The organism is Pseudomonas endophytica (assembly GCF_001411475.1).
Lineage (GTDB): Bacteria > Pseudomonadota > Gammaproteobacteria > Pseudomonadales > Pseudomonadaceae > Aquipseudomonas > Aquipseudomonas endophytica.
The window spans coordinates 57,309-82,012 of the sequence record NZ_LLWH01000024.1 but is presented as its reverse complement, the minus strand read 5'-3'; the positions used below and the strand labels follow the sequence as shown (position 1 = coordinate 82,012).

The following is a 24,704-nucleotide window of genomic DNA, read 5'->3' as shown; positions in this document are numbered from 1 at the left end:
TTAGCGGGAGGCGAATTCTACAGCGTTACACGCTGCTGTCAACACCTCATTTCCTGCTTCGATGATTTGAAGCTAGCACCGTCAAAACACATCCAACTCATTGATATTCAAGGAGTTTTCCGTTTCGACTGCGCCGGAAGTGGGGCGAATTATAGGCCGTTAGAAATCTGAGTCAAGTCTTTATTCCTATTTAAATGGCCGACACTGACTTCTTCTTATAAAGCCGTGGGATTCGCCGCATAACAGCAGGTATCCGCATGAGTAATAGCCCCCCCCCTATAACCGCATACACCGACCACTCTTTAAGGTCAGCACGCACAATCCAAAGCATATGCAGCAACCCCAACCCCACAACCACGTAAACCAAACGGTGCAGCTTCTTCCAACTAGCGCCCATTCGCCTCTGACTGAAACGGTTGGATGTCACTGCCAGCGCCAATAAACATAGAGCCCCTAAGCTGCCAACAATAATGTAAGGCCGCTTACTCAGTTCTACACCCAACTGGGACCAGTCAAGCCCAAGGACAAAGAACAAGTAGGCGCACAGGTGCATCATCACGTAAGCAAAACACCACAACCCAATCTGCCGACGCACAACGATCCACCCCGACCAACCAGTCAGCTTTTGCAATGGCGTCATGCACAACGTTATCAATAGTAAGATCAGGGTTCCGAGACCCAGACGATCGACCAAAACCTTTCCAGGATCAGGCCCCAAGGCAAAGCTCCACGCCTCATAGAGCCAATACAGTGGCCAGATCGCTGCCGCCACAAATACGGCGAGACGCCACAGTGGAAATTTCATCAGTAATTTTTCCGCAGATCCAAGCCGGTATATAAAGAAGCGACTTCATCTGCATAGCCATTAAACATCTGCGTATCCCGAACATTGGGGCTAAACAAGCTGCTCGGCAGACGCCGCTCCCGCGCCTGGGTCCAGCGCGGATGGTCAACCTGCGGATTCACGTTGGCATAAAAGCCGTACTCATTAGCCGCAATACTTTGCCATGTGGTTTTCGGCTGATCCTCGACCAGACTGATTCGCACAATCGACTTCACGCTCTTGAAACCATACTTCCATGGCACAACCAAACGCAGGGGAGCACCATTTTGATTGGGCAGCTCACGGCCATACATCCCCACGGCCAAAATTGCTAAAGGGTTCATTGCCTCATCTAGGCGAAGCCCCTCTACGTAGGGCCAATCAATCAATGCGAAGCCAGAGCGCTGTCCCGGCATTACCTTCGGATCCTGCAGTGTTTCAAAGCGTATGAATTTAGCTTTCGACGTAGGCTCAACTTGTTTGAGCAAAGCTGATATCGGAAACCCCATCCACGGGATGACCATCGACCACGCCTCAACACAGCGCAAACGATAAATCCGCTCCTCCAACTGATAAGGCTTCATGAAGTCCTCGAGCGCATAACGCCCAGGCTTACCCACCTCTCCATCCACCACAACTGTCCAAGGCTCGGTTTTCAAAGCCCCCGCGTTTTGTGCTGGATCGCCTTTATCCGTACCGAACTCATAGAAATTGTTGTAATGAGTGGCATCCTTAAATGGGGTTATCGCCTCCCCCTCGACTGTAACCGCCTGCCACTTAGCCTGCGCGAGCTTATCTGCAAACCAGGCAGGAGCTTTACCCGGGTCGACATCGGCATAGCGCGATGCGTCATTGGCGTTCGCCCAACGTGGGAGTGCGCTCACAGCCAAGCCTGCAAGCGAGCTGCCTAGTACTGCACGGCGAGATAAGTAGATGGATTCAGGCGTAACGTCCGACTCTTTACAGTCGGACGTCTTAGGTAACTTGATAAGCATGACAACTCCGCAGCATTGGAGGACTGATGCACCAATAGACTACGGAGCCTGAGAGAAATTACATCACTCGCCGGTTTTGTTACGGCGCATATGCAATAAATACTGTATCGGGCCCGATGCGGCGTAGGCCAAGAAAGCCAGTAACAGAATACGCGGAGGGTCACTGAACACCACAGCGAACACCAACACTACCGCCAAGATAGCCACAAACGGTACACGCCCTTTTAAATCCAACTCTTTAAAGCTGTTGTACTTGATATTACTGACCATCAACATGCCCGCAGCGGCCACCAGCAAGGCAACCAGGAACGACATTTTCGACCCTTGGATACCGTAATCACTGAACGCCCAGACAATACCTGCCACCACGCCGGCAGCAGCAGGGCTGGCCAAACCAATAAAGTAACGTTTGTCAGCCTTGCCGACCTGCGTGTTGAAGCGTGCCAGACGTAAAGCCGCGCCAGCCACATATATGAAGGCCACCATCCAGCCAACTTTGCCCATGTCGCCCAGTGCCCAACCAAACGCCAGCAACGCCGGCGCGACACCAAAAGCAACCATGTCAGACAAGGAATCATACTCGGCGCCAAAGGCACTTTCAGTATGAGTCATACGGGCAACCCGGCCATCAAGGCCATCCAGCACCATGGCGACAAAAATCGCGATGGCGGCAAATGCAAAATACTTGCTTGCGCCCGCAGCATCACCGGCGCTCATTGCGCTTTGCGCACTCATTGAACTGATGATGGAGTAGAAACCGGCAAACAGGTTTGCCGTTGTAAAAAGATTGGGCAGCAGATAGATACCACGATGCCGGACCTTACGGCCTTCAGCGTCATGCCCTTCTTCGACATGCTCATCGATAGGCAGCAGGCTATCGGCGTCAGAAGCCTGTTTGGGCTCTTCGGGACGTTCGCTCATGGACATTACCTTGCAACGATATGGAAAGTTTCAAAAGAAGCCTGCAGGCCAACACTCACCCGCAAACGTTCCTGCTTTATACCAGAAGCTGCCGCTTAAACGAAAAAACGCGGCCTAGGCCGCGTTCTTTCTAAATCGTACCGACTTAGTTTTTAGCTTTGTCGACGATTTTGTTCGCTCCGATCCAAGGCATCATCGAGCGCAGTTGCTCGCCGATAACTTCGATACCGTGAGCAGCGTTATTACGACGCTTGGCAGTCATCGATGGGTAGCCAGTAGCCCCTTCGCTGATGAACATCTTCGCGTACTCGCCATCTTGAATGCGCTTCAGAGCATTGCGCATTGCCTGACGGGATTCAGCGTTGATGACTTCTGGGCCTGTCACGTACTCGCCATACTCAGCGTTGTTGGAGATCGAGTAGTTCATGTTGGCAATGCCGCCTTCGTACATGAGGTCTACGATCAACTTCAGTTCGTGCAAGCACTCGAAGTAAGCCATTTCTGGCGCGTAACCGGCTTCAACCAGAGTCTCAAAACCAGCCTTAACCAGCTCAACAGTACCGCCGCACAGAACGGCTTGCTCGCCAAAAAGGTCGGTTTCGGTTTCGTCTTTGAACGTGGTTTCGATGATACCGGTACGACCACCACCCACGCCCGAAGCGTAAGACAATGCAACGTTTTTGGCGTTGCCCGACGCGTCTTGATAGATAGCGATCAGATCAGGGATGCCGCCGCCACGAACAAACTCGGAACGCACAGTGTGGCCCGGCGCTTTTGGCGCAATCATGATGACGTCGAGGTCGCCACGCGGAACAACTTGGTTGTAGTGAATCGCGAAACCGTGGGAGAAGGCCAGGGTTGCGCCCTTCTTGATGTTCGGCTCGATTTCATTTTTGTACAGCGAAGACTGGAACTCATCCGGAGTCAGGATCATCACCAGGTCAGCAGCTGCAACAGCACTGGCAACGTCAGTCACTTTCAGACCATGAGCTTCAGCTTTGGCAACGGTCGCCGAGCCTTTACGCAGACCAACAGTCACGTCTACACCAGAGTCTTTCAGGTTGCACGCTTGAGCATGGCCTTGGGAGCCGTAACCGATAATGGCTACTTTTTTGCCCTGGATGATCGAAAGGTCGCAGTCTTTGTCGTAATAAACTTTCATGATTTTCCTTTATGTATCCAGGCCATTGAGGCCGTTAGCATTTGTTAGTTTTAGATGCTGAGAACTTTGTCGCCACGGGCAATGCCCGTCACGCCACTGCGAACTGTTTCAAGGATCGAGGCCGTACCAATCGACTGGATGAAACTGTCGAGCTTGTCGCTGGTGCCTGTCAACTGCACGGTATAAACACTGGCACTGACATCAACAATCTGCCCACGGAAGATATCCGTGGTGCGTTTGATCTCTGCGCGCTGTGCACCCGTTGCCTTGACCTTGACCAACATCAGCTCACGCTCGATGTGAGCGCTCTCCGACAAATCCACCAGCTTGACCACTTCGATCAGCTTGTTCAGGTTTTTGGTGATCTGTTCAATGACTTCATCGTGCCCTACGGTGGTCAACGTCAGGCGCGACAAGGTCGGGTCTTCTGTTGGCGCCACGGTCAGGCTCTCGATGTTGTAGTTGCGTTGCGAGAAAAGCCCAACAACACGAGACAGAGCACCGGGTTCGTTTTCAAGAAGCAAAGAAATAATGTGCCGCATGATTAAGTACGCTCCGTCTTGCTCAGCCACATGTCACGCATGGAGCCATCTTTGATCTGCATCGGGTAAACGTGCTCACTGGTATCAACCTGGATATCCAGGAACACCAGCCGATCTTTCATGGCGAAGGCTTCTTCCATTTTCGGCTTCAGATCTTTCAGATCAGTGATCCGAATGCCGACATGACCATACGCTTCAGCCAGCTTGACGAAATCAGGCAGCGACTCCATATAGGACTGCGAGTGACGACTGCCGTAGTTCATGTCTTGCCATTGGCGAACCATACCCAGAACACCATTGTTCAAGTTGATGATTTTCACCGGCAGACCGTACTGCAAGCACGTCGACAATTCCTGAATGTTCATCTGAATACTGCCCTCACCCGTGACACAGGCGACGTCAGCATCAGGAAAGCTCAGTTTCACACCCATTGCTGCAGGGAAACCAAAACCCATGGTGCCCAGACCGCCAGAGTTGATCCAGCGATTAGGCTTGTTGAAACGATAATACTGAGCAGCAAACATCTGATGCTGACCCACGTCGGACGTTACGTAAGCATCGCCCTTGGTAACATCGCAGAGCATCTCGATCACAGCTTGTGGCTTGATCTTGCTGCCGTCGCCTTTGTCGTAAGGGAACAAACCACGGTCACCGCGCCACTCATCAATCTGCTTCCACCAGTTGGCAACGGCCTCAGGGTTCGGCTTCTCGCCGATATCTTTGAGGATCGCAACCATTTCGGTCAGCACGCTATCGACAGGGCCGACAATCGGTACGTCTGCCTTGATCGTCTTGGAGATCGACGCAGGGTCAATATCCACATGGATGATCTTGGCGTTAGGGCAGAACTTGGATGGGCCGTTGATAACACGGTCATCAAAACGAGCGCCAACAGCCAAAATAACGTCAGCGTTATGCATGGTCATGTTGGCGGTGAAGCTGCCATGCATGCCAAGCATGCCAATGAACTGACGATCAGTCCCAGGGTAAGCACCCAAGCCCATCAACGTATTAGTTACCGGAACGTTGAGCATCTTCGCCAGCTCGGTCAACGGTGCAGCACCGCCGCCCAAAATAACGCCGCCACCTGCATAGAGAACCGGACGTTTGGCTGCCAGTAGCATTTCAACGGCTTTGCGGATTTGCCCCGAGTGCCCACGTACAGCTGGGCTGTAAGAACGCAGCTTGGCTTTTTTCGGGAAAACGTATTCGAACTTTTCAGCCGGGTTGGTCATGTCTTTCGGTATGTCGACCACTACCGGACCAGGGCGACCGGATTGCGCGAGATAGAACGCCTTCTTCATGACCTCCGGGATTTCCGACGGATGCTTGATCATGAAGCTGTGCTTCACGATCGGTCGCGAGATACCGATCATATCGGTTTCTTGAAAAGCGTCAGTCCCGACCATAGTGCTTGGCACCTGACCAGAAATGATCACCATCGGAATGGAGTCCATGTAAGCAGTCGCGATACCCGTGATGGCATTGGTAGCGCCCGGCCCGGATGTGACCAGTACTACACCGGCTTTACCGGTCGCACGGGCATAACCGTCAGCCATATGGGTAGCCGCTTGTTCGTGACGAACCAGGATGTGGGACACTTCCGGCTCTTTGAACAGTGCGTCATAGACATGCAGGAGAGCACCACCTGGGTACCCGTAGATATATTTGACACCTTCGTCGCGCAAAAAGCGGACGAGCATCTCACCGCCAGATAAAAGCTCCACGTTGTTCACCTCTAAAACGCCAGAATACCGCTCACAAAAATACGAACGGGTCTTAATAGGTTTACTTCTCAGCAGAGCATGAGCGACGGTGGTCGCCGACTACGTCAGCACTGACTGAGCAAGTATTGGGAGCTCCCCAAGTATTGCGGGGTTTTCCCACCCAGCGCGAGGTAACGCGTTGCGGGTGTAACAAGTCGGCGCGGGTGTGCGCCTCATGATCTGCTGAGAGGGTCTGCTTCTGGCAGTCCCTGTACAGCGGTGTTTGGATTCTTCTGTTTCAGCCCTTCCAAGTCAAGCAATAATTGCGCTTTTTTCCAACTAAGCGCATGAGAACGCAGAAGAATGGGTCATGAGAAGGGATAAAACTCGCCTAAATGGCGCAAAGCGGTAGAAATATGCGCAAGACTGCCGAAAAATCCGGCAGCTAGGCAATTAACGAGCGTCAGTGATCAATTGGTCGAACTTTTTCAGCGCAGTCCGTAGTCCGAGACTCTTTTGTGACTGATCGGCATACGCCATCTCAGCCATTTCCAGAATCCCCGACGCATTAGGTAGCGGTAGATCCTGCTCCAATATCTGCTTCATCCTCACTAGAAAAATCCACTGTAACCACTGATGGAAGTCCAAAGTGTCGACTGAAAAAGGTTCAACACTGCTCAGCGCCTCAGCATTGGGCGAGGCTTCGTCCCACCAGCCCTGCTGCCGCAACTCTCCTTCAATCAGCAATAACTGCTCGGCAATAGCCGGAAAGCGATCATCCATCAGAGACTCACCTTGCTTTTTGACGGGCCAATGCAGCGCCTGCCGCATCCCCTTGTTTATCACGCGCTTGAGCAATTAGGCCCCATAAGCTCGCTTGTAAGTCCGGACGACCACTGGAGAAGGTCAAACCGCGGCGGGCAAACTGCTCGGCCTGAGCCGCATCCCCCTGCGCCATACGCACTTGGGCCAAACGGTACAGCACTTGCGGCTCACGTGGTGCAACGCGCTGCGCCCGTTCAAGACTCGATGACGCGCCGTTAAGATCGCCACTTGCCTGTTGCTGCTGAGCTGTTGTCAGCAATGCCAAAACAGGCCCGTCCAGTTGTTCATCCGCAGCCAACCCACCACTGCTTGACGGTATACCGCTCGGCGTAATCGGTGCCGGAGCGGTATAACTCGTTGTCGGCGCATAACTGCCAGTGCTGATCGGCGCACTCGCTGCCGGGCCCGGCGTAATGGGCCCCGCCGTAATCGGTTGAGTCTGGATAGGCGTCGAAACAGCAGCGCCGCCGCCCGGAATCATGACCACCACGCCTGAATCCTGAGGAACCGCCTGCGTTGCACGCGGCGCCGCGGCCTGTGGATAATTATTGGTCGTGCGCTGTGCCGACACACGCTCACTGTTCGACACCGCAACACCGGAGTCGACCACAGGGATCGAACCCTGCGGCACACTGGCACAACCATTGAGCAAAGCTAGGGCTGAAACAGCCGGAATCCACCACTTGTTCACGTCAAACCCTCTTTGCTTAATTCAACCAGCCCTTGACCCAATCCATCACGTCCTCACCCGTCTGCGGCGCCTGCGCACCACAAGCGGCTCCAGCAGGCGGCTCACTGCCGCGAATATACGGCATCTGCACTGCGCCAGGGCAGCTTGAATCGGATCCTTGCCCGGTATGCGGATCTATCCAAGCCTGAACAATGTTGTCCGGCTGCGGCATGTCCAGCGGCAACGGATCGGCTTTATTCATAAAGCTGGTCCACACCTGCAAAGCACCGCTTGCACCCGTGAAAGGGGTTTTACCGTTGTCATCACGCCCCAACCAGACAACGGCCAGTAAATCCTGACTAAAACCTGCAAACCAACTGTCACGTGAGTCGTTACTGGTACCGGTTTTACCCGCCAGCGTAAGATTTTTCGGCAATACGGTGTAGACCGAACGTCCCGTACCTTCGCGCATCACATGCTGCATGGCGTTCTGAATCAAGAAGATAGAGCCCGGATCGAAACGCTGCTGAATCTGGAATGGATAGCGTTTCAAAGGTTCGCCTTCAGCCGTCAACACACTGCGAATAGCCCGCATCGGCGTGTTGAAGCCACCATTGGCCAGCGTCTGATACATCGTTGCAACTTCCATCGGGCTCAACGCCCCAGCCCCAAGCAACATCGACGGGAATGCCGGGAACTCACGTTCGATCCCCAACCGCGCCAGCGTTTTGAGAACGTTAGGTACTCCGACCTGCTGACCCAGCCGCACGGTACCAAGGTTGAACGAGTTCATCATCGACTGATAAAGGAAAACCGTGCCATGAGAACGACGATCATAGTTCTGTGGCCTCCAGACTTGGCCATCAGCCCCTTTAATAGAAATTGGCTCATCCGATAACCAACTGGTCAGCGTGAACTGGCTGGGTCGTTCAAGAGCCGTCAAATACACCGCCGGTTTGATCAACGAACCAATCGGGCGCACCGCATCCAACGCACGGTTAAAGCCCGCATAGCCCGGCAAACGACTGCCGATCAAGGCTTGGACTTCACCTGTTTCAGGGTTGGTGACCACCATAGCGGCCTCGACTTCGTCTGAGCCTTTACGCCCAGCCAAACGTTTGAAGGTGTCGCCTACAGCCGATTCAGATTTCATCTGCAAAATCGGGTCAAAACTGGTAAAGATCCGCAGGCCCTCTTCGGTCAAATCTTCGTCGCGATAATCTTCACGTAACTGACGTTTCACCAAGTCTAGGAAGACCGGAAATGAGCTGTCCGCCAAACTGCCGCGCTTAGTCACGCCCAATGGCATTTTTTTAGCGGCGGCTACCTGCTCGGCAGTTGCAACGCCCTGCTGCGCCAGCAAATCGAGCACCAGATTGCGTCGCTCAAGCGCACGTTCAGGGTGACGACGGGGGTTATAAGCCGACGGGCCTTTAACCATCCCCACCAACAAGGCAACTTGATGCAACTTGAGTTCAGACAATGGCTGACTGAAGAAAAACTGACTCGCCAAACCAAAACCATGCACGGCACGTTGGCCGTCTTGGCCTACAAACACTTCGTTGAGATAAGCCTCAAGGATCTCGCGCTTGTCGTAATGCATTTCGAGCAACAGCGCCATCATCGCCTCAGTCAGCTTACGGCTGAGACTGCGCTCATTGGTCAGGAAGAAGTTTTTGACTAACTGCTGGGTCAGCGTACTCCCACCTTGACGCATTTGCCCGGACGATGTGTTGACCCACATCGCTCGAGCGATCGACTTGGGAGACACGCCGAAGTGATGATAAAAATCGCGGTCTTCAACCGTAACCAGCGTCTCGAGCAGGTACGGCGGCGCCTGGTCAATGTTGATCAGAATACGGTCTTCAAGATTTTTCGGATAAAGGCCGCCAATCAGCAACGGCTCAAGCCGTACCACAGGCAACTTGGTGCCATTGGTCGAGGTCAGTTCCGACACATAGTCGCCAGAAAAACGTACCCGCACCGGCTGCGCTTTCTCAGCGCCTTCATAAAATTGAAAGCCACGGGTATTCAAGTCAACCGTATTGCCACTCACCGACGCAGCGCCCGGGCCATTAGCTGCGCTTTCGCGGCGATAACCCAGCGCGTCGAGTTCGGTCAAAAAGTCGTTCTTACTTAGCTTCTGGCCGACAAACAGCTCCAACGGCCGAGCATAAACCTTGGCGGGGATAGTCCAGCGCTTACCGGAGAACTTCTCCTGAACGATGGCATCGAGATAAACAGCAAAACCAGCCAGTATCACCAGGCCGACGAGGCTGAGCTTAAGAGCCCAGCCCAGCCAGGGCCGAAGGCCACCAGATGGACGTTTAGAGCGGGAGCGGGAGGATCGAGATCGAGTCATGGCGCGAGATTATACGCACTTTGCTCATGTTCATCATGCGCGTCCGGCGGTTTGCACGACCGGCGTCAGCAGCCATAATGGCCCATTGAATTTTCCCGCATTAAGAAGGACCGCCCGTGAGCCAGAACCTGATTGCCGCGCTACAAAATCCGAACTTATACCCGCATGAAGTCGACGGGTTTCAGGTTATCGAAACCCATATTTCATGGGTTATCCTCACCGGCCCCTATGCTTACAAAATTAAAAAACCGGTCAACTTTGGCTTTTTAGACTTCACCGCGCTGAGTGGCCGTGAATTCTTTTGCCATGAAGAGCTGCGCCTCAACCAGCGCCTGACCGAAGGTTTGTATCTCGATGTACTGCCAATCCATGGCACCGTCGACGCCCCCCAATTGGGTGGCGAGGGTACGGCTATAGAGTACGCGCTTAAAATGCGCCAATTCCCGCAAAGCCAATTGCTGAGCACGCTACAAGCCAACGGCGAATTGACGGCTGCTCATATCGACGAGATGGCCCAGCAAATCGCCCATTTCCATACACATGCCCCACATGTTCCGCTGGAGCACCATCAAGGCACACCCGAAGCCGTTATGGAGCCGGTTCGCCAGAACTTCGAGCAAATTCGCCCTTTTCTTTCAGACAAGGCCGACCTACTGCAGCTCGATGCATTACAAGCGTGGGCCGAAGCCAGCTTCACCCGTCTCAAGCCACTACTGGAGCAACGCAAAGCACAAGGCTTCATCCGTGAATGTCACGGTGATATTCACTTGGGTAACGCCACTCTCATTGACACCAAGGTGGTGATTTTCGACTGCATCGAGTTTAACGAGCCTTTCCGCTTTACCGATGTGTACGCCGACACAGCGTTCTTGGCCATGGACCTTGAAGACCGTGGTCTAAAATGCCTGGCTCGACGTTTTGTCAGCCAATACCTTGAGCTGACCGGCGACTACCAAGGGCTTGAGTTGCTGAACTTTTACAAAGCCTACCGCGCTCTGGTTCGTGCCAAGGTCAGCCTCTTCAGCATGCCCGCAGAAGCCAGCGCCGTTCAGCGCGCAGCCACACTGCGCCAATACCGCAACTACGCCAACCTGGCAGAGAGCTACAGCACTATTCCTTCTCGCTTTTTGACGATCACCCACGGTGTTTCGGCTGTCGGAAAAAGCTCTGTTGCCATGCGCCTGATTGAATCTTTAGGGGCCATTCGCCTGCGCTCCGATGTCGTTCGCAAGCGTATGTTTGGCGAACAGACTGGCGAAAACGTTGTAGGTCTTGGGATTTATAGCGTCGACGCTAACGTTGCCACCTACGACAAACTGCATGAATTAGCCGCGATTGTGCTGCGCGCGGGCTTCCCAGTGGTCATTGACGCCACCTACCTCAAACGAGAACAACGCGATGCCGCGGCGAAGGTGGCAGAAGCCACTGGCGTGCCCTGCCTGATCCTAGACTGCACCGCGCCAGATGCCGTTATCGAAGGCTGGCTGGCTCATCGCAAAAGCGTTGGCAGCGATCCTTCAGACGCGACCATGGACGTCGTCCGAGCGCAACAAGCCAGCCGGGAACCACTGGAGGCAGGAGAAGTCCTGCGTAGCAAATCGGTTGAGACCCACAACAGCAACAGTCTAGACACGCTAATTAGCGACATCCGCCAACGTCTGCCTGGTCTTTAAAGAGGCGAGCGTGCCGTGAAACTGCAAGGGTTTCACGGCACCTCAATAGTGGCACTATAATATTGATTTACATCCATCAGGAGACGCCCCATGAGCCGCCCTGCCTTGCTTGATTCGGCGCTCTACACGTTACTGCATGAAGACAACATCACCGGGTTTAACCAACAACGCCCACCCGGACACATCGATATGCGAGGCGGCGATTTTCGCGGCCTGGACCTACGCGAGTTACATGCTGACCGCGTGGATTTTACCGATGCTTATTTTCGCTCTGCGGACTTACGCGGCCTGGACTTGCGCACCGCGTGCATCGAAGGCGCCAGCTTGGCCCATGCGCAAATTTCAGGCGTGTACTTTCCTGTCGAACTGACGGCCGATGAAATTTTGATGTCGGTTAATTTCGGCACGCGCTTGCGTTACCGCCCCCAGTAAAACAAATACGACACTCAACCCAACGCCAGCCTGGCGTTGGCGATCTGCCTGTATCAGCCAAGCCTAGCCCTCTAGCCTCGGTATTCTCACGCTCTACGACAGTATTTCAATGATCCTTTTTTTCAGGGCCGCGCCTGCGTGTTCCAAAAACGACTAACCCAAAGCGACTTTGTTATCTGGCGCTACACTTCAAAAGACTTATTCGTCCCAAAAGCGCTGGGCTCACGCCGTCGCAAGGAGAGCTGATGCACGATGAACTCCAGCATCTTAAAAACCTTGGGAAAACCTCGGCTCAATGGCTACATGCTGTCGGCATACATAGCGCCACGGATTTAAGGCGCCGCGGCGCTGTCGAGGCTTACCGCGCAGTTAAAGCACGAGGCTTCAGGGCATCCAAAGTGCTTTTGTATGCCATTGAAGGCGCACTACTGGATATTCACTGGAACGATATTCCGTCAGAGAGAAAAGCCCTGCTCAATCAGCAAGTGGAGGATTTGTTTGCGCTTAAAAAAACTAAATAACACCGTTTATCGGGGTCCTAAAAAAAGCCGAAAAACAGTTGTTGACTTGAAAATGAGAATTGTTATTATTACGCCATCTGGTCGCGAGGCCAGTCGATCTTCTCGAAAGCCCTTGGTTCGGGCTTTCAGAAAATCTCCTCATCAGGCTAATCACGGTTATTTGACCCGGCTTTTGCCGGGTCTTTTTTTATCTAAAAAAACTGAATCTAACGGCCCAATTTGACGCGAATCAAATGCTACGCCTGGCATTTACACTCAACGCGCAATAATCACTGGATGCCCCAACTCTGGATGCGCCTGCACCAACACGTCCAACCCGAACACCGCTTTTAGCGGCGCGGGCTGCAACACCGCATACGGGCTGCCCAGCGCCCGGGGATGACCGTCTTCAAGCAACAGCACCCGATCGCAGTAACGCGCTGCAAGGTTCAGATCGTGCAGGATGATCAACACCGCAGCACCGCGATCAGCAAAGGTCCGAATCGCCTTCAACGTTGTGTGCTGATGCAAAGGGTCCAGCATCGAGGTGGGCTCATCGAGCAGCAATGTCTGGCCATTTTGCCCCGGCCATAGCTGCGCTAACACCCGCGCAAGGTGAACCCGCTGCCGCTCCCCCCCGGATAACGCCAGATAACTGCGCCCAGCCAAATGCCCAACATCTGCCGCCTCTAGAGCTGCGCAGATAATCTCGGCATCGCGTACCGTCCCGGTCTGATGCGGCAAACGGCCCATGCCGACGACCTCTTCAACACGGAACGCAAAATCAAGAGTCGAGGTCTGGGGCAAAATGGCAAGTCGTCTAGCTCGCTCAACGCCCTTCCAATGGTTTAAAGGCTGTTGATCCAACAAGACCTGCCCCTGGGTCGCAGCCAACTCGCCACACAAAGCCGCCAGCAGGGTACTTTTGCCTGCGCCGTTAGGGCCTAACACACCCAATACTTCGCCCGGCCGGACGTCTAAGGTGACGTCAGTCAGCACTCTTTTCTGACCACGCCGAATCTGCAGATTTTCTGTACGCAGCATCAGTGGCGGCCTCGCAACAGCAAGTAAAGAAAAAACGGCGCGCCCAAAAACGCGGTCACAATGCCAATCGGCATTTCAGCGGGTGCCAGAGCCAAGCGCGCAATCAGGTCAGCAAACAACAGTAAAGTAGCGCCCGCCAGTACCGACGCGGGCAACAGCACCCGATGATCAGGGCCCGCTAAGAGTCGCACTAAATGCGGCACCACTAAACCTACAAAGCCGATCATCCCGGCGGCGGCTACCGCCGCACCGACACCCAATGCGGTGCAAAACACTAACTCGCGCTTCAGCCCTTCTACATTGATGCCTAAGTGATTGGCTTCAGACTCGCCCAGCAACAACGCATTAAGCGCACTGGCCCGGCGCGGTAGCCACAGTGCTACGCCCACGGTAACGAACAGCACAGGCCATAACCGGGCATAACTGGCGCCGTTCAGACTACCCAGGTTCCAGAACGTCAGTGTGCGCAACGTGGCGTCGTCAGCCAGATACGTGAACAACCCGACTGTCGAACCGGCCAGGGCTGTTAGCGCAATCCCCGCCAGCAGCATCACCGCTACACTGGTTTGACCATTTCGTCGACCAAGCCGATAAACCAGCGCCGTCACCCCTAACCCGCCCAGAAATGCACAGAGCGACAGCAAATAGGGGCCGAACGCTTCTGGTAAACCGCCAATAGCCGAGCCTCCCACAATCGCAATCGCCGCTCCCAGCGAAGCGCCGCTGGACACACCTACCAAGCCCGGATCCGCCAGAGGGTTACGAAAAAGCCCCTGCATCGCCACGCCGGACAATGCCAACACCCCGCCGACCGCCAAGCCCAGCAATGTACGAGGTAAACGAATTTGCCCTAGGATCAGTTCGGCCTGCTCTAATCCTTCGCCATGAATGGGCACACCCACCAAACGCAGCGCCGCCCGCAACGTATCAAGCAACGGCAAGCTCACCGGCCCCAATGCCAACGACAACCAGATTGCCAGCAGGCACAGCGCACTCAGCCCGATGAATAAGGGGCGCGGTTTAACCAGTGTCCTCATCGGTTAGCCGAAGTTTCAGGGTAAAAGTCCGCGGTCAGTTGTTTCAAACTGGCCGGTAAACGTGGGCCAAGCCCGCCCACTAGAAGCGTTGGGTCCAACTCGTAAATCCGACCCTCTTTGGCGGCTTTGAGTGAGGCCAGAATCGGGTTTTCTTTCATCAGCGCTTTACGCGCCTCTTCCCCGCTCAAGCTACGGTCAGCGAGCACCAGCACTTCAGGATTAAGACCCGCCAGCGCCTCTACAGAAAGGATTTTGTAGCCTGAATGAGTCGCTAGGTTGCGCCCGCCTGCTTGAGTCAGCAGCCAATCTGCCGCAGTGTCCTTGCCTGCAACCATCGGCTTGCCGCCCGCATGGCTCATTAACAGCAATACACCTGGCGCCTGATGATTGGCTTGAGCCTGTTTAACCTGCTGCTGTTGTTCATCCAGTTGCTGCTGATACGCCTTAAACAACTGAGCCGCTTTAGCCTCGTCCCCCAACAGCCTCCCCAAATGCTCGAGTGTGGCTTTGAGGGTTGGCACGTCAGCCTCGGCCGAGAACATTTCAACCGGCACACCGGCGTTACGAATCTGCGTCAGCACCGGAGGCGGGCCCATCTCTTCAGTGCCGATTAAAACATCCGGTTTGAGGCTTAAAATCCCCTCTGCTGCCAGCTGACGCTGGTAACCAATGCTCGGCAACTCACGAAGTAATTGCGGATGTTGGCTAGTGGTATCGACTCCAACCAATTTAGACTCCGCGCCTAATGCGCTGACCCACTCGGAAAGTGCGCCCCCAGCGCTGACCCAACGTTGAGGTAACTCGTCAGCAATGCTGGCATGACTGATCATAAAACCTGCACAAAGTAGTATCAGGCGGGTACTCAGGCGCATACAGGGGCGTTCCTTGATAAGAGGGCTCAACGCGACAAAGGAAGTATCGCGCAGTCAAAACGGCACATCGCAGAGCAAACGGCCATTTGATAATTGTTTGCATTTGCGCGTCAACCTCTTAACGCGTGCTAATACGCGTATCAACGCAAACATCAGGATTGGTTAAGGATTGTAATGACGTTTTTGTGCAATTCATCAGCGCTGATAGAAGGTGCCAGCCTTGGCTTTAAACAAAACGGGGTGGGCGTGTTTGTGGTTCGGCGAGCAGGCCAAGTCTATGCCTATAAAAATCGCTGCCCACATCGCGGCGTACCATTGGAGTGGCAACCGAATCGGTTCTTGGACTCCAGCGAAAGCCTGATTCAATGCGCAACCCATGCCGCGTTGTTTTTGATTGAGAGCGGAGAATGCGTTGCCGGGCCTTGTGCCGGGCAGTTTTTGACAGCAATAGGTTGCCGTGAAGACAACCTAGGCATTTGGCTTACGCCTGAAGAGTCAGAGGATGACGTCTAGTCGACGGTCAATAACCACCGCGTCAGATGTCAGATTTACACCATAAGCCAGCACTTGAACGCCTGATGCCAGCGCCTCACGCAGGGCCGCTGCATAACCTGGATCAATCTCCTCTGCCGGACGCACCGCGTCGATCCCGGTTAAGTTGACGCAATACAACTGCACGGCACGTACGCCCTCACGTGCCAAACTGGCCAGCTCACGTAAGTGTTTGGCCCCGCGTTGAGTGACCGCATCTGGAAACGCGGCCACTCGCGTGCCGTCAAAACCCAACGTGACACTTTTAACCTCGACAAAAGCAAAGCCATCCGGGTATTCCAATCGAAAATCAATCCGGCTGTTTTCTTGACCGTAGGCGACTTCACGCTTGAGCGCAGTGAAGCCATTAAGCTCCGAGATAACCCCTGACAGCAGTGCCTCTTCGACCAACCGATTGGCGCGCCCAGTGTTCACACAAGCCAAACGTCCTTGTGGGGTTTCACTGATTTCCCACGTACCCGGCAACTTGCGCTTGGGATCATTGGAGCGGCTGAACCAGACTTGCCCGCCCTCTACCATGCAATTGAGCATCGAGCCTGTATTGGGGCAGTGAATCGTCAGCAATTCACCGCTCATCGTCTCGATGTCTGCCAAAAAACGCTTATAACGTTTGAGCAAACGCCCTTCTTCTAATGAGGGAATGAACTGCATCAGTTTTTCCAGCTCCGCAGGCCACGGGCAATTCGTTCAACCGCTTCCTGTAGACGCGGCAGGCTCTGAGTGTAAGCAAAACGGACATGATGCCCCGCTTGGAAACGGCCAAAATCCAAGCCGGGGGTGAAGGCAACGTGCTCGGTTTCAAGAAAATGGCGGCAAAATGCGAAGGCATCATCTCCCAACGCGCTGATATCGGCGTACAGGTAAAACGCACCTTCGGGCTCGACCGCAATCTCAAATCCAAGCTCACGCAAGGCCGGTAATAAAAAGTCTCTGCGGCGCCCAAACTCGGCGCGGCGCTCTTCCAAAATAGCCAGTGTGTGCGGTTCAAAACACGCCAGCGCGGCATATTGCGCCATGCTCGGTGCGCTGATGTAGAGGTTCTGCGCGAGCTTTTCCAAGTCGGCAACGGCCTCTGGCGGCGCCACCAACCAACCCAAGCGCCAGCCGGTCATACCGAAATATTTAGAGAAGCTATTGAGCACAAATGCGCTGTCATCGACTTCAAGCACGCTGGCGGCATCACAACCGTATGTCAGGCCATGGTAGATCTCGTCCACCACCAAATGCCCGTTGCGAGCTTTAATGGCGGTGGACAATAAACCTAATTCCTCACGGCTCAATACCGTCCCCGTCGGATTGGCCGGTGACGCGACTAGTGCCCCCACGCTGTCTTGATCCCAATAGCGCTCAACCAAATCGGCCGTCAGTTGGTAACTAACCTCAGGCCCCACGGGAACTAACTGCGCGGCGCCTTCAACCAAGCGTAAGAAGTGTCGGTTACATGGGTAGCCAGGGTCTGCAAGTAACCAGTGCTTTCCCGGATCTACCAGCAGGCTGCTGGCTAAAAGCAGTGCTCCTGAGCCGCCAGGAGTGATGAGAATTCGTGAAGGGTCGATGCTCAATCCATAACGCTGTTGATAAAACCCGGAAATGGCTTCACGCAGCTCAGGTAAGCCCCGCGCCGCGGTGTAACGTGTTTTGCCCGCCGCCAATGCCGCTTGGCCAGCCGCGATGATCGGCTCAGCCGTGGTGAAGTCTGGCTCACCTATCTCTAGGTGAATCACATCGTGCCCCGCCGCCTGCAGTTCGTTGGCGCGCGCTAACAACGCCATGACATGGAACGGTTCGATCGCGCGGCTGCGCGCACTGTAAGACTGAGCCATGAGCCTGCCTTCCTGGGTAAGCAAAAGTCCGATTCTACCCAAGCGCTGTCACAACGGAGAACGAATTAGCGACTTAAACTTTTCGTGAGTAGAACCAAACGGCGCAAGCCTCGGTCACAGCTCGGCTAAAATATTAATTTGCCACTAATCTTAAGTACGACAGGCTTTGTACACGATCACTGACAACAGGCTAGACAACCGGGAGTAGCGCGGCCCGAATTGATCTGGTAAGTTCGCCCGCTTGCAGCCGCAGGGCCGGCAGGTGTCGGTAACGTTGCAATCCTGCGCAATGGATTAGAAGAACAGAGGCGGTCCATTTCATGCCCACACAAGCACAGCAACCGAATACTCAATCGCTCAGCGGCTTCGAGCCCTACGTTGAAACGAAGGGTGAAGAGTACATGGGCGAGCCTATGCGCAAGCACTTCACCAAGATTCTGCATAAGTGGAAGCAGGACTTGATGCAGGAAGTCGACCGCACCGTTGATCATATGAAAGACGAAGCCGCAAACTTTCCTGATCCAGCTGATCGTGCAAGCCAAGAAGAAGAATTCAGCTTGGAACTGCGCGCCCGCGATCGCGAGCGCAAGCTGATCAAAAAAATCGACAAGACCCTGCAGCTCATCGAAGACGAAGAGTATGGCTGGTGCGAGTCTTGCGGCGTTGAAATCGGTATTCGCCGACTTGAGGCACGCCCGACTGCGGACATGTGCGTAGACTGCAAAACCTTGGCTGAAATCAAGGAAAAACAAGTCGGCAAGTAATCGCCAACTTGACCCAATGGGGCGTGCGAACGCCCCATTTTTGTTTCTGAAATTTAGCTGCGCACCCTCGCAGCCCTGCCAGCGGCTACAGGATCTAAGCCATGACGGCTTTTTCAAACCCCTCATACATTGGGCGCTTCGCCCCGACCCCCAGTGGCCATTTGCACTTTGGCTCGCTGGTCGCAGCACTCGCCTCATACCTTGATGCCCGTAGCGTGGGCGGTCGCTGGCTGGTGCGCATGGAAGATCTTGATCCTCCACGTGAAATGCCGGGTGCTCAAGCAGCCATTCTGGATGCACTAGAACGCTATGGCTTTGAATGGGACGGCGAGTTGGTTCGCCAGAGCGAGCGACACGACGCCTACTCTCAGGTACTGGATCGGCTGTTCAGCCAAGGCTTAGCCTATGCTTGTACCTGCTCACGCAAACAACTCGAAGGGTATAACGGGATTTACCCTGGACTGTGCCGCAATGCAGGTCACTCGATGGAAAACGCCGCCATACGATTACGTGTCCCTGAGCTTGAATATTCAGTTGAAGACCGCGTACAAGGCTCATTCCGCCAACATTTAGGCCGCGAAGCGGGGGACTTTGTGATCCGCCGCCGCGACGGTTTATATGCCTACCAATTAGCAGTGGTACTCGATGATGCCTGGCAAGGCGTCACCGATATCGTACGCGGCGCTGACCTGCTGGACTCCACGCCGCGTCAGCTTTATCTACAGGAACTGCTCGGGCTATCGACACCTTGCTACCTGCATGTACCACTGATCGTACAACCCGATGGGCACAAACTGGGCAAGTCTTACCGCTCGCCCCCTCTGACACCGGAGCAGGCTTCACCCTTATTACTGCGCGCCTTGCGCGCATTGGGTCAAACCCCGGATGTAAGCCTTAGTGACGCCAGCCCGCGAGAAATCCTCAACTGGGGTATTGCACACTGGAATGCTGGACTTATCCCGCGAACCCTCACACTGGCTGAGGCGCAATTACGCTGACAGCCCTTGCAGGTTGCCAGCCATCCGTTACCATCGCCGCATGTTTTAGGGCTTGCGGCCAGCAAAAGTGAGGGCAGGATGTATATCTATCGTTTGGTCCTGTTGCTGGTTGTCGGGATCTACCTGTTTTCCCCCGCCATCATGGATTGGTGGATTGACGCGACGGGGGCCTGGTACAGGCCGTATCTGCTTTGGCTGATTCTGATCGTTGTGACCTTTATTCTTCAGAGCCAAAAAGATGCCGATGAGCTTTAGCCTGACCCAGATGGTGCTGGTTAGCGCCGCATACTTGCTGGTGCTGTTTGCGGTGGCGTGGGTCAGTGAGCGCGGCATGATCCCGCGCGCCATTATTCGTCACCCGCTGACTTACACCTTGTCTTTGGGCGTTTACGCCAGCGCTTGGGCTTTCTACGGCACCATAGGTCTGGCTTATGAGTATGGCTACGGCTTTTTGTCCAGCTACTTAGGGGTTTCTGGCGCATTTCTACTAGCGCCTGTACTGCTTTACCCCATATTAAAAATCACTCGTACCTACCAGCTTTCATCGCTGGCAGACCTGTTTGCTTTTCGTTTTCGCAGTTCTTGGGCGGGTGCGCTGACCACTGTTTTCATGCTGATTGGCGTATTACCGCTGCTGGCGTTGCAAATTCAGGCGGTCGCGGACTCCATCAGCATCCTGACCCGAGAACCAGTGCAACACCGCGTTGCCTTAAGCTTCTGTGCGCTGATCACGCTGTTCACGATTTTCTTCGGCTCACGGCACATCGCCACACGAGAGAAACATGAAGGGCTGGTGTTCGCCATTGCCTTTGAGTCGGTGATCAAGCTGGTGGCCATCGGCGGTGTGGGCCTGTACGCGTTGTACGGCGTGTTTGATGGCCCGCAACAACTGGAAGTCTGGCTGCTGCAAAACCAGTCCGCCCTCGCAGCTTTACATACTCCTCTGCAAGAAGGCCCTTGGCGGACCTTGCTGCTGGTGTTTTTTGCCTCGGCTATTGTGATGCCACACATGTATCACATGACCTTCACCGAAAACCTCAACCCGCGCGGGCTAGTGAGCGCCAGTTGGGGCCTGCCCCTGTTCCTACTGCTGATGAGCCTCGCAGTTCCTTTGATCCTGTGGGCAGGCCTTAAACTGGGTGTGACCACCAACCCCGAGTACTTCACCTTGGGTATTGGCATCACCGCCAATAGCAAATCCTTGGCGTTACTGGCCTATGTCGGCGGGCTCTCTGCTTCTAGCGGGCTTATCATCGTCACCACACTGGCGTTGTCGGGCATGGCGCTCAACCACTTGGTGCTACCGCTGTATCAACCGCCGGCAGAAGGCAATATCTACCGCTGGCTAAAGTGGACGCGCCGCGCACTGATTGTGGCCATCATCATGGCTGGCTATGGGTTTTACTTAATGCTGGGCGCTGAGCAAGACTTGGCTAACCTTGGCATCGTCGCTTTTGTCGCTACGTTGCAGTTCCTGCCGGGCGTACTGTCGGTTCTGTACTGGCCAACGGCTAACCGACGCGGCTTTATCGCCGGGTTACTGGCCGGGATAGTGGTGTGGATGGGCAGCATGCTGTTCCCATTGATTGGAAACTTCCAAGGTTTCTACGTGCCGTGGCTCGACATGGTCTACGTGCTGGACGACACCAGTTGGCACATGGCTGCCATCGCCTCACTCGCCGCCAACGTATTGATGTTCACCCTGATCTCCTTATTCACCAACGCCAGCCCCGAGGAGGCCAGCGCCGCCGAAGCGTGTGCGGTGGATAACGTGCGTCGCCCGCAACGACGCGAACTGCATGCGGCCTCACCGCAAGAATTCGCCACCCAACTGGCCAAACCTTTGGGCGCCAAGGCGGCGCAAAAGGAGGTCGAGCAAGCCTTACGCGACCTGTATTTGCCGTTCGACGAACGTCGGCCTTATGCCTTGCGTCGTCTACGTGATCGAATCGAAGCCAACCTCTCTGGCCTGATGGGTCCAAGCGTCGCTCAAGACATGGTCGAAACCTTTCTGCCTTATAAATCGGGCGGCGAGAATTACGTGACCGAAGACATTCACTTCATCGAAAGCCGGCTGGAAGACTATCACTCACGCCTGACCGGCTTGGCCGCCGAGCTCGACGCTTTGCGCCGTTACCATCGCCAAACGTTGCAAGAACTGCCGATGGGCGTGTGCTCGCTGGCCAAGGACCAAGAGATCTTGATGTGGAACAAGGCCATGGAAGAGCTCACCAGCATTCCCGCCCAGCGTGTCGTCGGCTCACGCCTGAACACGTTAGGCAATCCTTGGCGTGAATTGCTGCAAGGCTTTATCGACCTACCTGATGAACACTTGCACAAGCAGCATTTGGCCCTCGACGGTCAAACGCGCTGGTTGAACCTGCATAAAGCGGCCATTGATGAACCATTGGCACCGGGTAACAGTGGCCTGGTATTACTGGTCGAAGATTTAACCGAAACTCAAATGCTCGAAGACAAACTGGTGCACTCCGAGCGCTTGGCCAGTATTGGTCGACTGGCTGCGGGCGTCGCGCATGAAATCGGCAATCCGGTGACCGGTATCGCCTGCTTGGCGCAAAACCTGCGCGAAGAGCGTGAAGAAGACAGCGAGCTGACCGAAATCAGCAGCCAGATCCTTGAACAGACCAAACGCATCTCGCGCATTGTGCAGTCGTTAATGAGCTTCGCTCACGCGGGTAGCCATCAGCACAATGACGAGCCCGTTTGTCTGGCAGAGGTGGCTCAAGATGCCATTGGTCTGCTCGCCTTGAACCGACGTAACTTTGAAGTGCAGTTTTACAACTTGTGCGACCCCGATCACTGGGTCGATGGTGACCCGCAGCGGTTGGCCCAGGTGTTGATCAATCTGCTGTCAAACGCCCGTGACGCCTCACCCGCAGGCAGTGCCGTGAGGGTGAAAAGTGAAGCCAGCGAGCACACGATCGACTTGATCGTTGAAGACGAAGGCAGCGGTATTCCGAAGAACATCATGGATCGATTATTCGAACCATTCTTCACCACCAAGGACCCTGGCGAAGGCACCGGCTTGGGCCTTGCACTGGTCTATTCCATCGTTGAAGAGCATTATGGACAAATCACCATCGACAGCCCGGCTGACATTCAAAGCCAACGCGGAACCCGTATTCGGGTGACATTACCGCGTCATGTCGAAGCGACGTCCGCTGTGAACTGAGACCGTCGAGAGAACCGAATCAATGCCGCATATTTTGATCGTCGAAGACGAAACTATCATCCGCTCCGCGTTACGCCGTCTGTTGGAGCGTAATCAGTACCAGGTCAGCGAAGCTGGCTCGGTACAGGAAGCGCAGGAGCGTTTCAGCATCCCCTCGTTCGACTTAATTGTCAGCGACTTGCGTCTGCCCGGGGCACCAGGTACTGAGCTGATCAAGCTGGGACAAGGTAAGCCCGTACTGATCATGACCAGCTACGCGAGCCTGCGATCTGCCGTTGACTCAATGAAAATGGGCGCAGTGGATTACATCGCCAAACCTTTTGATCACGATGAAATGCTGCAAGCTGTATCGCGCATTCTGCGCGATCGTCAAAACCTACAAAGTACGGCTGTCGATCGCCCGGCCTCCAAACCAGGTAACACCGACAAAAACACGGTGGACAACAGCAACGCCGAAATCGGCATCATCGGTTCATGCCCACCGATGCTCGATATGTATAGCAAAATTCGGAAAGTGGCCCCCACCGACTCAAATGTGTTGGTTCAGGGTGAGTCCGGTACGGGTAAAGAGTTGGTCGCTCGGGCGCTGCACAACCTGTCCAAGCGCGCCAAAGCGCCGATGATTTCAGTCAACTGTGCGGCTATTCCTGAGTCTCTGATCGAGTCTGAACTGTTCGGCCACGAAAAAGGCGCATTTACTGGCGCCAGCGCAGGGCGCGCAGGCTTGGTTGAAGCGGCCGATGGCGGGACTTTATTCCTCGATGAAATCGGTGAACTGCCACTTGAAGCACAAGCGCGACTGTTGCGCGTACTGCAAGAGGGCGAGATTCGCCGTGTGGGCTCGGTGCAGTCGCAAAAGGTCGATGTTCGTCTGATCGCCGCGACTCACCGGGACCTCAAAAATCTGGCCAAAGTCGGACAGTTCCGCGAAGACTTGTACTACCGTCTGCACGTCATCGCGCTCAAGCTACCGGCCTTGCGCGAGCGTGGCGCAGACGTCAATGACATTGCCCGCGCCTTCTTGGCACGCCAAAGCGCTCGTATCGGCCGCACCGATCTGAAGTTCGCCCCCGACGCAGAACGTGCGATCAGCCAATACTCATGGCCAGGTAACGTTCGTGAGTTGGAGAACGCTGTAGAGCGCGCCGTCATCTTGTGCGAAAGCCCGGAGATCTCGGCTGACCTCCTGGGTATCGACATTGAGCTAAGCGACCTGCAAGACGACTTCATCGGCCTCGCTCCGCAGCAGAGTATCAGCAGCGGTAACACCAGCTTGGACCCGACTGAAGACCTGTCATTGGAAGACTATTTCCAGCACTTCGTACTAGAGCATCAAGACCACATGACCGAGACCGAATTGGCCCGCAAGCTCGGGGTGAGTCGCAAGTGTCTGTGGGAACGGCGCCAACGGTTGGGCATCCCACGTAGAAAAACCGGGGTCGCCAGCGAAAACTGAGTCGGTAACGCCTCAGGTAACACGTCAGAACGCGAGAAAACTGTTACCGCTGTCGATTCACGTAACAAAAGCCGGGGTTTACGGTAACGAAACCCCGGCTTTTTTTTGGTCTTCAAAAAAGTGAAAAGCCTGAAAACCCCCTATTTTGCTGGGCCTCACAAAAGTTGGCACGACCCCTGCTATATGTATTCGTACAAGAACAATAAGAAGCACAGCAACACACAATAAAAATAAGACGTATCGGCTCACGCATAACAAGAACAACACGGCGGAGGCGCAGCTAACTGATTGTTTTGGAGAGGCGTTGTACATGGGGCTTGCCCCACGACTAGGCAGAGAACAACAAAAACTGCA

At 54.6% G+C, this 24,704-nt stretch carries 23 protein-coding genes; 9 read left to right on the top strand and 14 right to left on the bottom strand.

All coding sequences use genetic code 11. The features are described 5' to 3' along the window. Positions 1-190: 190 nt before the first annotated feature. From msrQ to mrcB, 9 genes are all read right to left on the bottom strand, one after another. Positions 191-805, bottom strand: a complete 615-nt coding sequence (gene msrQ / locus AQS70_RS03370; protein ID WP_055101514.1) for a protein-methionine-sulfoxide reductase heme-binding subunit MsrQ — start codon at positions 803-805, stop codon at positions 191-193. Then, positions 805-1,818, bottom strand: coding sequence for a protein-methionine-sulfoxide reductase catalytic subunit MsrP (gene msrP / locus AQS70_RS03365; RefSeq protein WP_055101513.1), 1,014 nt, complete (start codon positions 1,816-1,818; stop codon positions 805-807). Before msrP ends, msrQ begins: the two co-directional genes overlap by 1 nt. A gap of 63 nt (positions 1,819-1,881) precedes the next feature. Beyond that, positions 1,882-2,739: a CDP-diacylglycerol--serine O-phosphatidyltransferase gene (pssA, locus tag AQS70_RS03360; RefSeq protein WP_055101512.1), complete on the bottom strand. Its 858-nt coding sequence runs from the start codon at positions 2,737-2,739 to the stop codon at positions 1,882-1,884. A 145-nt stretch (positions 2,740-2,884) separates the two neighbouring features. Next, a complete protein-coding gene (ilvC, locus tag AQS70_RS03355) occupies positions 2,885-3,901 on the bottom strand; it encodes a ketol-acid reductoisomerase (RefSeq protein ID WP_055101511.1) in 1,017 nt (338 codons plus the stop codon). A 50-nt stretch (positions 3,902-3,951) separates the two neighbouring features. Beyond that, positions 3,952-4,443, bottom strand: coding sequence for an acetolactate synthase small subunit (gene ilvN / locus AQS70_RS03350; protein WP_019410366.1), 492 nt, complete (start codon positions 4,441-4,443; stop codon positions 3,952-3,954). A gap of 2 nt (positions 4,444-4,445) precedes the next feature. Then, a complete protein-coding gene (locus AQS70_RS03345; protein ID WP_055101515.1) occupies positions 4,446-6,170 on the bottom strand; it encodes an acetolactate synthase 3 large subunit in 1,725 nt (574 codons plus the stop codon). Between the two features lie 432 nt (positions 6,171-6,602). Beyond that, positions 6,603-6,932: a YqcC family protein gene (locus AQS70_RS03340; protein ID WP_055101510.1), complete on the bottom strand. Its 330-nt coding sequence runs from the start codon at positions 6,930-6,932 to the stop codon at positions 6,603-6,605. Positions 6,933-6,939: 7 nt separating this feature from the next. Further along, entirely contained in the window at positions 6,940-7,665 is a 726-nt protein-coding gene (locus AQS70_RS03335) for a tetratricopeptide repeat protein (protein WP_055101509.1), read from the bottom strand. A gap of 16 nt (positions 7,666-7,681) precedes the next feature. Further along, positions 7,682-10,006, bottom strand: coding sequence for a penicillin-binding protein 1B (mrcB, locus tag AQS70_RS03330; RefSeq protein ID WP_055101508.1), 2,325 nt, complete (start codon positions 10,004-10,006; stop codon positions 7,682-7,684). Positions 10,007-10,122: 116 nt separating this feature from the next. On the opposite strand from mrcB, the gene AQS70_RS03325 reads away from it, so the two are divergent. The 3 genes from AQS70_RS03325 to AQS70_RS03315 all read left to right on the top strand — a co-directional run bounded on the left by AQS70_RS03325 (position 10,123) and on the right by AQS70_RS03315 (position 12,632). Continuing rightward, complete coding sequence (locus AQS70_RS03325; RefSeq protein ID WP_055101507.1) at positions 10,123-11,679, top strand: bifunctional aminoglycoside phosphotransferase/ATP-binding protein; 1,557 nt, start codon at positions 10,123-10,125, stop codon at positions 11,677-11,679. 90 nt (positions 11,680-11,769) lie between these two features. Beyond that, positions 11,770-12,111 (top strand): pentapeptide repeat-containing protein, encoded by a 342-nt coding sequence (locus AQS70_RS03320; RefSeq protein ID WP_055101506.1) that lies wholly within the window; start codon positions 11,770-11,772, stop codon positions 12,109-12,111. A 245-nt stretch (positions 12,112-12,356) separates the two neighbouring features. Continuing rightward, positions 12,357-12,632 carry a TfoX/Sxy family protein gene (locus tag AQS70_RS03315; RefSeq protein WP_055101505.1) on the top strand — a complete coding sequence of 92 codons (276 nt, stop codon included), beginning with the start codon at positions 12,357-12,359 and terminating at the stop codon, positions 12,630-12,632. A gap of 255 nt (positions 12,633-12,887) precedes the next feature. Here the strand turns inward: AQS70_RS03315 and AQS70_RS03310 are convergent, their stop codons facing one another. The 3 genes from AQS70_RS03310 to AQS70_RS03300 are packed head-to-tail and all read right to left on the bottom strand — an operon-like array spanning position 12,888 to position 15,564. Then, positions 12,888-13,652, bottom strand: coding sequence for a heme ABC transporter ATP-binding protein (locus AQS70_RS03310; RefSeq protein ID WP_420912331.1), 765 nt, complete (start codon positions 13,650-13,652; stop codon positions 12,888-12,890). Between the two features lie 2 nt (positions 13,653-13,654). Next, positions 13,655-14,638 carry a FecCD family ABC transporter permease gene (locus AQS70_RS03305; protein WP_164488176.1) on the bottom strand — a complete coding sequence of 328 codons (984 nt, stop codon included), beginning with the start codon at positions 14,636-14,638 and terminating at the stop codon, positions 13,655-13,657. Positions 14,639-14,688: 50 nt separating this feature from the next. After that, a complete protein-coding gene (locus tag AQS70_RS03300; RefSeq protein WP_055101502.1) occupies positions 14,689-15,564 on the bottom strand; it encodes a heme/hemin ABC transporter substrate-binding protein in 876 nt (291 codons plus the stop codon). Positions 15,565-15,738: 174 nt separating this feature from the next. Here AQS70_RS03300 and AQS70_RS03295 point away from each other — a divergent pair, with 174 nt between their 5' ends. Continuing rightward, positions 15,739-16,077 carry a Rieske (2Fe-2S) protein gene (locus AQS70_RS03295; RefSeq protein WP_055101501.1) on the top strand — a complete coding sequence of 113 codons (339 nt, stop codon included), beginning with the start codon at positions 15,739-15,741 and terminating at the stop codon, positions 16,075-16,077. On the opposite strand, the gene sfsA is transcribed toward AQS70_RS03295, so the two are convergent. Continuing rightward, positions 16,060-16,767, bottom strand: coding sequence for a DNA/RNA nuclease SfsA (sfsA, locus tag AQS70_RS03290; RefSeq protein WP_055101500.1), 708 nt, complete (start codon positions 16,765-16,767; stop codon positions 16,060-16,062). The two genes, AQS70_RS03295 and sfsA, sit on opposite strands and share 18 nt — an antisense overlap. Further along, the gene (locus AQS70_RS03285; RefSeq protein WP_055101499.1) at positions 16,767-17,939 is read right to left on the bottom strand and encodes a pyridoxal phosphate-dependent aminotransferase; all 1,173 of its coding nucleotides are present in this window, start codon (positions 17,937-17,939) and stop codon (positions 16,767-16,769) included. The genes sfsA and AQS70_RS03285 overlap by 1 nt, the downstream gene beginning before the upstream one ends. 320 nt (positions 17,940-18,259) lie before the next feature. On the opposite strand from AQS70_RS03285, the gene dksA reads away from it, so the two are divergent. The 5 genes from dksA (at position 18,260) to AQS70_RS03260 (ending at position 24,350) form a co-directional block, all read left to right on the top strand. After that, positions 18,260-18,703, top strand: coding sequence for an RNA polymerase-binding protein DksA (gene dksA / locus AQS70_RS03280; RefSeq protein WP_055101498.1), 444 nt, complete (start codon positions 18,260-18,262; stop codon positions 18,701-18,703). Positions 18,704-18,804: 101 nt separating this feature from the next. Further along, positions 18,805-19,701, top strand: a complete 897-nt coding sequence (gene gluQRS / locus AQS70_RS03275) for a tRNA glutamyl-Q(34) synthetase GluQRS (protein ID WP_055101497.1) — start codon at positions 18,805-18,807, stop codon at positions 19,699-19,701. Positions 19,702-19,779: 78 nt separating this feature from the next. Further along, positions 19,780-19,956 (top strand): hypothetical protein, encoded by a 177-nt coding sequence (locus AQS70_RS23555; protein WP_003176118.1) that lies wholly within the window; start codon positions 19,780-19,782, stop codon positions 19,954-19,956. After that, positions 19,940-22,894, top strand: coding sequence for a sensor histidine kinase (locus AQS70_RS03265; RefSeq protein ID WP_162233866.1), 2,955 nt, complete (start codon positions 19,940-19,942; stop codon positions 22,892-22,894). Before AQS70_RS23555 ends, AQS70_RS03265 begins: the two co-directional genes overlap by 17 nt. A gap of 22 nt (positions 22,895-22,916) precedes the next feature. Next, positions 22,917-24,350 (top strand): sigma-54-dependent transcriptional regulator, encoded by a 1,434-nt coding sequence (locus tag AQS70_RS03260; RefSeq protein ID WP_055101495.1) that lies wholly within the window; start codon positions 22,917-22,919, stop codon positions 24,348-24,350. The last annotated feature ends 354 nt before the right edge of the window (positions 24,351-24,704 follow it).